Annotated in this window: 8 protein-coding genes; 2 read left to right on the plus strand and 6 right to left on the minus strand. The window is 44.9% G+C overall.

The window, feature by feature from the left end; translation table 11 throughout:
• Nucleotides 1-304: 304 nt before the first annotated feature.
• A complete protein-coding gene (locus ACIPIN_RS26150; RefSeq protein WP_401123865.1) occupies nucleotides 305-550 on the plus strand; it encodes a type II toxin-antitoxin system Phd/YefM family antitoxin in 246 nt (81 codons plus the stop codon).
• Nucleotides 551-754: 204 nt separating this feature from the next.
• Here the strand turns inward: ACIPIN_RS26150 and ACIPIN_RS26155 are convergent, their stop codons facing one another.
• The 5 genes from ACIPIN_RS26155 to ACIPIN_RS26175 form a co-directional block, all read right to left on the minus strand.
• Nucleotides 755-1264 (minus strand): Bro-N domain-containing protein, encoded by a 510-nt coding sequence (locus ACIPIN_RS26155; protein ID WP_401123867.1) that lies wholly within the window; start codon nucleotides 1262-1264, stop codon nucleotides 755-757.
• A gap of 467 nt (nucleotides 1265-1731) precedes the next feature.
• Nucleotides 1732-6834: an FtsK/SpoIIIE domain-containing protein gene (locus tag ACIPIN_RS26160; protein ID WP_401123870.1), complete on the minus strand. Its 5103-nt coding sequence runs from the start codon at nucleotides 6832-6834 to the stop codon at nucleotides 1732-1734.
• Nucleotides 6831-8138: a hypothetical protein gene (locus ACIPIN_RS26165; protein WP_401123871.1), complete on the minus strand. Its 1308-nt coding sequence runs from the start codon at nucleotides 8136-8138 to the stop codon at nucleotides 6831-6833. Before ACIPIN_RS26165 ends, ACIPIN_RS26160 begins: the two co-directional genes overlap by 4 nt.
• Nucleotide 8139: 1 nt before the next feature.
• Nucleotides 8140-10011, minus strand: coding sequence for a hypothetical protein (locus ACIPIN_RS26170; protein WP_401123874.1), 1872 nt, complete (start codon nucleotides 10009-10011; stop codon nucleotides 8140-8142).
• A gap of 163 nt (nucleotides 10012-10174) precedes the next feature.
• Nucleotides 10175-10651 carry a very short patch repair endonuclease gene (locus ACIPIN_RS26175; protein WP_401123877.1) on the minus strand — a complete coding sequence of 159 codons (477 nt, stop codon included), beginning with the start codon at nucleotides 10649-10651 and terminating at the stop codon, nucleotides 10175-10177.
• A gap of 30 nt (nucleotides 10652-10681) precedes the next feature.
• On the opposite strand from ACIPIN_RS26175, the gene ACIPIN_RS26180 reads away from it, so the two are divergent.
• Entirely contained in the window at nucleotides 10682-12307 is a 1626-nt protein-coding gene (locus ACIPIN_RS26180) for a DNA cytosine methyltransferase (protein ID WP_401123879.1), read from the plus strand.
• Nucleotides 12308-12541: 234 nt separating this feature from the next.
• Here the strand turns inward: ACIPIN_RS26180 and ACIPIN_RS26185 are convergent.
• Nucleotides 12542-12931: ribonucleotide-diphosphate reductase subunit beta (locus ACIPIN_RS26185; RefSeq protein WP_401123882.1), on the minus strand; the 390-nt coding region annotated here is incomplete at its 5' end.

Here is a 12931-nt window from a genome sequence, read left to right on the forward strand (position 1 = left end):
TGCCAGCGATGGCGATCTCCCAGCCCACAAAACAACCAACATGTGCAATGAGATCAATCAACTAACGCCTATTACTCGCGCCTCAGCCGCTTCACTTTCGTATAAAGCGAAGAGGTGAATTCGACTTTGTCGCTCGAAAGGTGACAGCGCCGATGACAATTCGGGCACAGCGCGACAGTCCAAAATTGCTTCATTGGCAGTCGGGAGTCTTGAAAAGTCATTTTTGACAGACGGTCAGCTCAACACCTTGCCTATCGAAAATCCACGGCTTGGGCTAGCTTAGCTATCCCTGTGGAGGTGCCATATGACTGAACGGGTACAAGTAAACATGCACGAAGCAAAATCCCAGCTATCCCAACTTGCTGAGCGTGCATGGCATGGCGACAAGGTTGTGATCACCAAGGCCGGCAAGCCTTATCTGGATCTGCTGCCCCATGTCGATACGCCTCGGGTACGCAAGCCTGGGCGATTGAAAGGGCAAATCCGGATATCTGTGGATTTTGACAAAACGCCCAAGGACATCATCGATGGATTCGAAGGCAGCCTATGAGGCGCTGGCAGAATTATTCCTCAGTATCGGGGCGGGTGGTTGCGGCGCGATTGTGATGGGGGCGGAACACTGAGATTTCCAAACCCACCGCCGATCCCCTGTGGGAGCGAGCCTGCTCGCGATGGCGTCGGTAAATATGCCGCACAAACAAAATCCGCCACCTGAACTTCAGGCAGCGGATTTCTTCATTTCAGCAACGAACAATCAAAACCCTCGCAGCACCCGTGACGCCTTCCGCCACCAGGATTGACGTTGATTGAACGGATCATCCACCAGCACGCAAGGCATGTCCCGTAACCGAATCCACGGCTCATCCTGCCAGTGCAGCATGCAAAGCGACATCTTCGGCCAGTCCAGCACACTCAAAGTCGGCCGCTCGACCGCCCTCGATGGCCGCGCATCACGCAACGTAGGCACCACCTGATGCGTCAACCATTCGCGTAGCAGTCGATAATCCGGGCAATAGTGATAAACCAACAGAGCGTACACACCTGACTCGCTCAACATCAGTCGCTCTTCCGCTGCGCCGTGGGCGTACACCAGCATCATTTGCCGCTGGTCCGCATCGAGCTTGCGCGACATACGCTCGTCGAGGTACTTGCCCATCAAACGCCCCAGATCATGAGCACAGAACCAGGCCTGGTTCTCCACAAGGAGGGCGTGAAGGTGGATGTTGTGACGGGTAAAAAGGGTGGGGATGAGTGGTTCAGACATGACGGGCCTCCAGACACGGAAGCGTTTGGGGTACTGCGTGAGTACGGTGGTTCACCTTCATCGTGAAGGTCAGATGCTTAGGCATATCCGTTACCTCTGGCTGCTTTCTTAGGGCATTCGTTATGGGTGTCGGGAGCTAAGAAACCCACCAGAGACGGGCCGGACATATTCCCCTTTCGGGTCTTGTATTCGCCCACTCCCGACATAACGGGGATTTTTTCACAGGCGTCGAAAAACCGCTGGCGAAAAAAAGCCGCATGGCTGTCGGGTGCGGAGGACCGCTCTGGTTTGTAGAGTTTCTTAGGCTCTGTTTAGGAGGGTATGGGGAAAATTTTTTTTAGTCAAGGTTGGGGAGGGATACATGGAGTGTTGGAATTACAACATAAAAGAGTACAACTAAAAAAGTACCTAGGGTTGTTATAAGAAAGCCACACATGGTGAGTGTGTGGCTGTTTTTTCTATAGTTTCTAACTTTTCCGTAGTACTTGGTCGTCTTTTCCTACGTAAGCGCACTGAACTCTTCGTAATTTTCCGTCTGCCTTAAGTAGCGCATCTCCCTTACCGTTCAGATTCTCTGCTCCAGACTCGTCTAATACCACTCTGCTTTCAGTTCCGCTTTTAACTCGTAATGCAAGTTGCGCAGGCAGGTTTGAACGTAAGTTTGTACTAATTACCTCCGCGCTGGGTTTTTGCGTAGCGATGATTAGATGTATTCCGGCCGCACGAGCCTTTTGAGCAAGACGCTTGAGCTCCTGTTCTATTTCCTTCTTTGCCTGCGGGTCATGTGTTAGATCGGCATACTCATCAAGCACGACGAGCCACCATGGTAGTCTCTCTGAAGAGGGAGCTTTTGAGTTGAACTCACCTAAGCTCCTGCAACCGAAGTTTCGAAATAAGGTATAACGCCGCTGCATTTCCTCAACAGCTTCTTTTAACAGAACGATCGCATCCGAATCTTCCCAGCCTATTTGACTATGTAGGTAATCACAGCCCTCAAAGGCAAGCATCTCGGTACCTTTAGGGTCCACGAGCAAAAGCCTAAGTTCGCTAGGGCCAAAAAATTTTGTTAAGCCAAATAATATCGCATTTAGTGCTTCGGATTTGCCACTGCCAGTGGTTCCCGCAACAAGAAGATGTGGGGAGTTGGCTGAGGAGAAATTTATACTTACAACTTCTCCGAACTGATCTTCTCCTATTGGGGTACTTAAAGCATCCTTCTCGACTGTCCAAGATTTCCATAAATCTGCAGCATCAACAAAATATCGTAGCTCGGCAGCTTTTGGTACATCTATAGTGACGAAGCCTTTGTCAATATCAAAGGTAATGTTTTGTTCTTGTTCTAGTTCGAGTTTTAGCTTTAAGGCTTGAGATTTTTCGAATAGTTTTTTTGGATCGACCCCCGGTGCGGCTCTAACTTTGAATAGTATCGAAGCAGGCCCTTCAATGTAAGGTGTTTCTGAGCTTGAGGCTGCAATAACATTTATATTATATGCCGAGAAACACGCTAGAATTTCATTGTATATGCGTCGGAGAGCGGGTTCATCCATGCGCTGTCTGGAACTCGGTGTTTTAAGAAGTGAACCTTGAGATATAGTGGTGGAGTCTCCGATGTCTTCAGTTTTTGATCGGGTCTTAATAAGTGTAGGATTAATGGAGTGATGAATGTCCTCTGTTGGCGTATGAAATGGGGTGGCTTCTGTATTGGTAGGATCTTCTAATTTAGTTTTCGGAGAATTAAAATTATCAGGTCTGCTGATCAGTTCAAGTATGAGGCTGCGAGTTGTCTTTACAATAAGTACGCCATCTTTTTCTTCTGTTGATATGTCTCCTTCTATAGTATCCCATAGGCAGGAGGAGTAGAGTCCGTTGATCCTGTTAAGAGTGTATCTACCCTCTCTAAATAACTGTCTGATATCGTTAGGGATTGATTCGGAGGTTGAGTTTGTATTTGAGGAGGAGGTACTAACTGAAAGTATCGCCTCCTTGGCAACAGACTCAACTGCTGACAATACTCGTTCGCGCCATAGCTCAGCATCAATCTTCGTGCAGCCTTCCTTGTCGATGTTTTCAAGTATGGCTGTGAAAAACTCGCAAGTTCGTTTGACTTGTACGATGCCGTGCGGGTCAAATAGTTGTCGCAACTTACCTTCTAATACTAAGATATCAATCTCTAATGTTTCGGATTCAGTTCTTCTAAAAGTGATGCGCGCCATATCAGCTCTGACTTGGAATCCGCTAAGCCATTCCGAATGCTCATCAAGGCTAATCCATACGGAGATCCCATCTCTGAGCTCTACAGGGAATAACTGCTCGGCGACTCGTCGAGCCACACTGAGACCTAGTATCTCTTCTGTTACCCTTGCGACCCCCATTGCCTTTAGCGCTAGATGTGGAGATAAATGCCGGGTTTCTTCATAAACCCGTTGAGCTAAGTATTTGACAATATCGTTAGCAACTTCAGTATCTTCGATATCTGGTATCAATCGATGCAGCTTCCGGGAAAGCCTGGATTCTATTAAGGTGCGACCAGAACGGGATGAGACGATGATAGTGTTAAGACCGTTACCGCCAATCCCAGTCTCCATACTTAAGATATCCGGCGCTCCAGCTTCTACGGATTCAATCTGTTCGCGAGAAATATGCCTCTCTAAAGTAATAACCCAATGGCTAGAGCTATGTAATATATGGAAAATTCGCGCGGAATCTTGGAAGTTAACCCGAAGTTCTACAAAGTCAGTGTTTTCAGGTTGGGAGGGAGAAACTGGTCTGCATCTTTCTGAGCGAACTACGATGGTACCCCAAGTTTCTAAGATTAAATCAGGGTCGCGCGGGCGCATAGCAATTGAAATAGATCCTCCATCATTAGACGGATCAAGACGAACGGGTCTGTCAAAAAGAGGATGAAACCTACCTTTGCGTTCTATCGGTGGTTCAGTATTCGTCTGGCTTGTAATATGTTCCTGTAAAATGTGTGTGACTAAAGCGATATCGTATAGTTTGTCTGTTAAAAGCTCTGGTAGGTTATCCCCCAATTCGTAATCTATAAAAGCTAGATCTCTCGCGGGGAAAAATAGACCTTTATGAGAGCCTCGCTCTTCCGCGGGAAGTTTCTCAATGCTTTTGGTTATTGACTCCCAGCGACTTCGTGGGGCCGCAACAGTTATAGATACTCTTAGATTGGATAGTGAACCGCGTGAAATTTTGTAGATTAATTCTGCCACCATATCATCCGATGGGGGTAGGATGGTAAGCAGTGATAGGCCCTCTCGCTTATATGGATGTGCCTCTAAGTAAGAGGTTATTCTCGCTGCAATAGAATCTAATGCAGAGTTATCGATGGATACGTCAGAAGAGACTCTCCGCAAGGGAGCAAAATCCTCAAACCAAGAGAGTTCTGATCTAGCAAAAAGAATTTCACCAGCTAAACCCGTGGTGGTAGGTGGAGACTCATGTGGAGTGAGTGCTTCCAGCCAGGTTAGATATTGTTCGCCATCTCCAGTAGCGAAGCTTGCGTTTCCTTGCAGGCAAGAGATTGCAAGCTTCGTACATTTATCTAAGTATGAAGCTATCCACCTTAGCCGAATTGGCTGTAAAGGAAGCATGAGCCTACGGTCTTGCGCTCTTACTATGAGCGTATCATTTCCGAGAAAAGCTTGTAGTGTTGAAGATCTACTACCTTCAGGTATGTAGTCAGTTCTAATGGAGGTTAGAATGCGCTCCCATTCATCAATAAATGAATGTATATGCTCGACGGCAAGACCATCTTTGCTTAGATTGTCTCTAAGTGATTTCCTTAGGTTTAGCAGGTAATCCAACTTTGGGTCTGCTCCGTTATGAACGGAGTTTTCTGTTGGGGTGATTTTGTTCAAAGGTAGTAGGCGTTGGGTAAATGCTGAAATCCAATCACCATCTTCAAGCGTTTCATTCAGCGAAAGTTCCCCAATTGTTTCCCATGCTGGGGAGTCAGGTGCCGAAACTAGCAGCCACATAAGAGCAAAGTACTGAATGTGTTCTGCGTGCCACTCTGTACTGTCAAACTCTTCCAGCACTTTTCCGTTGCAGTCCTTGATCCGAAAGCCTATGGGGATAGGTTCCCAGTTAATCGGTTCTTGGTCCTCGTCGGCTTCAGAGCTTTCCTCATCATTTTCAAGTTCAGGGACTAGTTGTTGTGAGGTTATAAAGGTAGGAAGTACTAGTTCGCACCCGCCTGGCACATCTGTTAGGGCGTCAGATATTGCTGTCAATGTGGGGCCAAACAAGAACGCAAACAGTCCGTACGAAGCGTTAGATGAGCCATCCTGATAATTAGAAAGTATTTCTATTTTTGCAGGCTTTAGTTGGTCGTCTTGATTTATAAGTCTTTGGTATATGCTTACCAACTCGACTGCTGGATTGAAAAAGGTTTTTTTGGCCGGTGTTGCTAATCGCTCTACCGCTTTTCGCGTTTTGTTTGAAACTAAGTCGGCTATTAATTTTTGCTCTCCGAAACAGCAAAGTCCGAGAAAGCGCTCGGCATCTAGTTGTGACCGTGAATTCAGTCCGGGGACTACATCGGACTGTTTTAATGTATTGAGGTGTGATGGGTGATTAGATTCAATTTCTGCATAAACCTTATCCCCTAGTTTTAGCCCGGTTGTATCGCGCTTGAACAATTGTTCAAAAATGTAGTAGGGGATTTTTTTTTGTGTGTTACTTTCGGGTTTGAGGATGTAGCTTGTGCATAGCTCTCTAAATTTTATACGATCTGATTCAGGGATTGATTCTCCCTGCGCTCCTACAAATGCAGTATTAATAACTAACTTTTGTAAATCTTCTACGAGAAGCTCTACTCCGGAGGAAGTAAGTTCGGAGTGGTTGAAGTTGAGCTCAAGGCGACGTTTTATTTTTGAATCGTTATCACCTACTCGCCATTTGATATCTGGAAAAAGATCTAAGCGCCATAGGCAAGTACCAATCAGTTGGTCTGCAGTGTCTGAATTGATTGGTTCTTTATACGTGTTCCATTCTGAACAGAGCTCTTGTGTGAATTTTAATAATTTTCTAACAGGTAGTGGAACTATGTCTGGATGGATGAGACCAATTAGTTTAGTCGTCCTTTCGAGCAGAAGAGATGGGGGTTGGGTCTTCGATTTTGTGATGGTTTCCCACGATTTACTTATCATCATCCTAATGACAGACCCAAACTTTCCTGAGTACTCATCAAAGCTATGGTCAAGAAAGTTTATATCGCGTAGCGTGAAAAGATTTTGTAGTCCCTGCTCATCGCTTTGAACGCGAGTCTCTAAATATACAAGGCCGTTAAGATTGTTGTTTCTATAATAGGTTATTGAAAGTCCATCTCCGGCCACATGCTCTTTCGGAATGGATCCGTCAAGATCCTCCGCGACTATTAGCTGTACGTTGGCTAGGTTGGACATCTGTGATTTTTCTCTCCAAATTGAAATTAGAGAGCGTACTTCATCAGGTTGAAGATTTTTGACTCTGAAGCATTTTTGATTTGTATCAGGGTTTTTGAGGAATACTTCACTGATAATTTCGTATACGGTAAGTGCTAATACTTCTGTAGTCATTGCATTATCTCCGCGGACACCATTCGCGTAGCATCAGAGTACACACGAAGCATTCCGGTTGCTTTCATTTGCTCAGCAAACTGCCGTTCGTTTTCTTCAAAAATTGTAGCGTCGAATGCATTAAGCATGCCCTGTGCGGATGCGCTGTTTCGACCTAGTACTAGACCACATCTCTCACCTAGCCAATTAGATACGAAGTCTTCAAAGGTTAACTCTCGTTGAGATTCGGTAGAGGCAAGTACCAGTGCTTCGATAATATGGAGTTTTAGCGTAAAGTGCCTACGACCTTTAGTTGAGTTTAGTATTCCGCATGTGCCAGCTGTGTTGCTAAAAAAGACTTTTATTTTATTTATTTGCTGATTTGATATTTTGCCATCTTGAATTTTGGCCTGTTGATATGCAGCATCTTCAATGTTTGTAAGTTGTGTTTTTAAACATTTTTGAGATGCGCGACGTAACTGTGTATGAACTCCTGCGCAATCAACAATTAGTCCATCCCAGCTTTTGCTTAAATATTCTGCTGCGCGAGCCCCTTCAAGAATTACAAGCCAGAAACCAGTCCAGTTCATAATTGCCTTTACCCGTTGCACCGAGGGTAAGTTGCTGTGGCTTACAATATTTTTTATACCGTCACGATACAGATTTTCCCATTTGTCGTTTCTGATTCTTGTTTCTGGTTCCACCAAGTCAATAACTGCTTCTTTATCCATTTCACCATGTTTGAGTAAGGCCGCCGATAAGGTTTCTAAGGGGGAGTTTGTCTTTAATGGGTATAGCGACCTAAAACCATCTCTTATAGACTTTAAACGATATTGATCTGGGTCGTGGCGTAATACTGAAAACGCGAATGCGCCTCCGCCCCTTAGGTAACGTCTTTCCTGATTTATTTTAATCGACGTTTCGTCCCCACCTCTTACTGTCTTTCGACCTCTAGCGTCCCAGTGGACAAGGGAGCGGGTGTAGGGGAAAAAATGCGTGCGCTCCCAACTTTTGGCTTTGGTTATATTTGGCGCTTCCAATTCAAGACAATGCAGCAAATGTGCAACTGCGTTTCCCGAGTGTTCATTGAGAAGTACTTTGGATTTAAGTTCTGGCGGTAGTACGTCGGCAACAAGTCTTCTAGCAAAATCATGTGAGCGACGTAATATTCTGATTTCCTTTGTTTCTGGGCCAGGCAGAATCTCTCCTGCTCCACAGACGATAAAATTAATTAGCTCCAGTCCGGGGAAATGGCCAGCGCCGTCGGAATCAAATATGCCACCAAACAACTCCTTGGTGATGTCAGGTCCTTTTAAGTTTGACACCTTACACGCCCCCTACTTGAATAACATCCATATCAATAGATACGTTATGTACATTCCCGTTCATAAAAAGAGATATTTCACCGCCTTCGCTTTTTCCTAGTGCTGCGAGACGGCCGAGAAAAGATCTTATTCTCCTGATTTCGTGAGAGTAGAATTCCTCCGAAACATAACCTGACGCGGATCGTGTCACACATTCGAATGCTAATAGGTCTAGAGCAATATCTACGGGAGGTTGATCGCCCTCTAGGACGCGTATAACAACTGTCCTGTCTATCCAGTCAACAGACTCATTGAGGTTCCAGCTTTCTTTATCAGAGTCCCATGCTTTCGATGCAGGAAGCATTAATAAGTGATTTGTCGGGATGCGGCGAGCAATAATTGCTGCGTCAGCGCTCGCTTTCCCAAATGCCGGATCTACTAAATGCAACGTAGTTTCTGACTTCGACATGCGAAGTCCTTGGATTGCATGCAATCCAGAGATTATCATGTTTTTTAATCTTACAAGTTCTGTAGGGGTAAGTTGGCCCTTTATCATTCCAAGAAATGCATCGCCGTGACGAAAACCCAATCTTGACATTAAGGTCCCTTTTTCTTGGGTGTCGTCAAATATAGCTCTTCGACGGAGGCTGCGAACAGCTACCGCTGTCACCTCATTTTCCTTTAATAATTCTGCTTTGTTTTGAGGGTTTCCCATAAAATCATCAATTCCCTCAGATGCATCAACGATTTTGACTTTATTGGATAGTTTAATTTTGAACTGTAGATCAAGCTCGTTGGTAGGGAATACTTCGCCGACATTCAATATCTTTTCGTCAACAACCCTTGATGCTATTGATCCCGGGTCGAGCTTTCTAAACGTCGATAAAATAGGTATTCCTTTGTAGATTCGATCCGAGAACTCGGGAATAGGTGCTTGAAATAGCAGATTATAGAATGCCCAATTATGCTGCCACCCAGTGGTATCACCTTCATCAGTGCATTTTTTCTCTATATCTTCGCAGGTCATGCCTCCGGTGATCAGGAAAGATACGAGCATTAGCATTTCTCTGATCGTTATGACATGACCAAGCCTTTCTACAACTTCACAAAGTTCTTCAATTTTTGATATTCGTTTTTTTGATATTTCATCACTTTCTGCTAATAAATACCGGTTGTGCTTAATTGGGCATTGCGCAGAAATTGAACGTGTACTGCAAACTATCCATCTTCGTCCGTCATTCACCCAGCTTTGAAATGTCCTATTCAGTAGACTGTCACCCGAGTTGGCGGGTTTAGCTGCTACCGATTGATAGTTGAGATTGACAATGTGGGTTTTTCCATCAGTTGAACTTAACCCCGTACTAAAGGACTGCTTAAAAAGGTGCGCGATTGCTTTGCATTCGGGGTTTGATGTTGATGAATTAACTACAGCTCTTAGTCTTCCTTCATTGGCACATATTATTAATACTTCATTCGGCCGGGAAGGGGCGTTTTCGATCAAATCCACCGCAGACTCTAAATTGAGTTCTGAGTAGTCTTTGTGTATTCGAAGCTTTACGGTGGAGTCGCTCCGTTTTGAATGAATTGTATGCTGACCGTCGCATTGCGTTACAAGAATATTTCTTGATTCTTGGCTTGTATAGCCTAGATATTCCTCAATAAGTCTGCGGCAGAGATGGGTTTTTCCATGTCCGGCATCACCCGTTAAAATGATGCATCTTGCTCCACTATCGAGAGCTTTCTGCGTGTATTGCAGTGCGACTGTTTGTAAGTCTAAGGCATCGTCGCCCGTTTGATACTCTTCGTAAATTTGATCGTGGGCGGCACTAAATGGTAAGAAACGATTCAGTCTTGCGACATGGCTGTTTATTTTAGATGATTGATCACTAGGCATATCGTCCCTCTGCCTCAATTCGTGGTCGGCTGAATTGCCACCATCGACCTCATTTGAGTGACATTACAGCAAATCATAGGGTCTTTGGAATGGCTATATGGCATCACCAAAGATAACCCTTGTGTGATAAAATTCCTGTCGTTCAAAGCAGGACGCTAAGCTCTCAGTGTGTGATTTTTTTTGGCATGCGTAGACGATCAACATTGGCGGAAGATTTTCGTTGCGTTTGTAGGTTGCAACGGATTTTTTTCGCAAGCTCTACTAAGACAGTGCCTGCGACCTTCAGCTCGCATTCCCACACCACCAATACCTGCCATCCTGCGTTTTCAAGCTTTTCGCGAACCAACAGATCCCTATTGACATTTTTCGCCAATTTTTCTGTCCAAAAATCGACCCTGGATTTTGGTATGGTCGAATATTTACAGCCCGCATGGCGATGCCAGAAGCAACCATGGACAAATATACAGGTAGCGAACTTGGGCAGTACAATGTCTGGACTCCCCGGTAGATCCTTCTTATGAAGGCGGAAGCGGTAACCATTTGCATGAAGAAACTTTCTTACCAGGATCTCTGGTTTGGTATTTTTACCCCTGATTCCTCCCATCATCTTGGATCGGGTCGCGGCATCCACCACGTCCATACCGTGCTCTCCTATTGACTGAATCTAGACATGAAAAATACTACACCTTTTCAAATAGTCGACCTTTTCGCCGGACCTGGTGGCCTAGGTGAAGGATTTTCTTCCTTGGGGGGAGGACATACCTTTGACATATTGGTTTCTGCCGAAATGGATCCAGCAGCTCGTGAAACCCTTCGATTAAGGGCTTTTTATCGAGCCTTACGGAAAAGCAGTTCTTCTGCGCTGGATGATTACTACGAGTTTTGCGAGTCTGGCGGAACGAAGCAACCTTGGAGCTTTAGAAGCAAGGAGGAATGGGAAGGGGCAGATAATGAAGCTAGGCAAATTCGCTTGGGAAGTGCTGAAGGAAACGCAGAGCTCGATAAAATTCTAGAGGAGAAGCTCGATACAACTAGGCCTTGGGTGCTGATCGGAGGGCCGCCTTGCCAAGCATATTCCTTGGTAGGTCGAGCGCGTAATCGCGGAAATTCTGAGTATAAAGCAGAAGATGACCATCGGCATTTTCTATATAAGGAATATCTGAGGATAATACAACAGCATCGACCGGCAGTATTTGTCATGGAGAATGTGAAAGGTATACTTTCTTCAAAGGTTGGCGGGATGCATATTTTTCCCCAGATTCTTAAGGACTTGTCAGATCCTGACTCCGCTCTTGGTATATATGATTCTGGAAAAACCAAGTATAAAATTTATTCATTGTCCACTGACGATTTTTATCAAAGTGGTGATGATCCTTTGGCAATTGATTCCAAGAATTTTGTAATTCGTGCAGAGCAATATGGTATCCCCCAAGCTAGGCATAGGGTGATATTGCTTGGAGTTTCTGAGGATTTTTCGTTCGATCCTGAAACTAATCATTTGACTAAAGCTGGGCGAGCAAATATTGAATCTGTCATCGGCCGCTTACCACCACTTCGGAGTACTTTGACCAAGCTGAAAGATACGCAAGACACTTGGTGTAAAGAAGTCTTGGGGCATCTTGATGGTTTAATTCATGGTTTAGCATCTTCTGGTAGAAAAGATCTGCTCCTTGAGACTGGGCTTAACATTACTAGGAGTTCGTTTTCTGGTGGAGGGTTGTCAAATGGTGCGTTGCGGATGCGTAAAGATGGAGTTTGGAACGGGCTTACAGAGAATTTTGAGCTGGATAGCTGGTATCAAGACCCGCGTTTGAAAGTATGGCTTAATCATGAGGCGAGAGGGCATATGACCTCAGATCTGCGCCGATATGTGTATGCAGCAGTTTTTGCTTCAGCTCATAAGTGGTCACCAAAAGGCCATAAAGAGTTTGATCTTCCTGGTTTGGCGCCTGAGCATAAAAATTGGGAAAGCGGGAAGTTTTGTGATCGCTTTAAGGTTCAGATAAAAGGTGCGCCTTCATCGACTATAACAAGTCATATATCAAAAGACGGGCATCATTTTATTCATTATGATCCTAATCAGTGTAGGAGTCTCACAGTTAGAGAGGCTGCAAGATTGCAAACGTTTCCAGATAACTACTTCTTTTGTGGGAATAGAACTCAGCAATACCACCAAGTTGGAAATGCCGTTCCTCCACTGTTGGCTCATAAAATTGCAGCGGTTGTTGAGGGGATACTAATTGCGGGAAAAGCCTCATCAAAGAGTCGTAGATGGGAGCAGTTAGCTCTGGGTTAGCACTGATTTTTTAGCAATAGTCTATTCGTAAGTTGAAGGTGAATAATAAGTTTAAGTGGTTATTGGTTTTTGATTTTAAAGTTGTTTCTTAATATTTTTGATGGTGTTGATAGGTTTTTGATTTAAGGTTTTGATTGTTTTTTTCGAAAAAAAGCCCTGAACACGTTCAGGGCTTTTTTATTTTTCCGATTTGCCGACTCAATCAAAAAACAGCAAATCCAGCTCAGCCAGAAATCAATCCCAGCTCAACGCCCCACCCGTCTGATACTCAATAACCCGAGTCTCAAAGAAGTTCTTCTCTTTCTTCAAGTCCATGATCTCGCTCATCCAAGGGAACGGGTTAGTAGTCCCCGGATACTCTTCCTTCAGACCAATCTGCGACAAACGACGGTTAGCGATGAACTTCAGATAATCCTCCATCATCGCAGCGTTCATACCCAAAACCCCACGAGGCATGGTATCCCGAGCGTATTCAATCTCCAGCTGAGTACCCTGCAGAATCATCTGCGAAGCTTCTTCCTTCATTTCAGCATCCCACAAATGTGGGTTTTCGATTTTGATCTGGTTGATCACGTCGATGCCGAAGTTCAGGTGCATGGATTCGTCGCGCAGGATGTACTGGAA

This window comes from Pseudomonas sp. NPDC087697, from assembly GCF_044743155.1.
Taxonomy (GTDB): Bacteria; Pseudomonadota; Gammaproteobacteria; order Pseudomonadales; family Pseudomonadaceae; genus Aquipseudomonas.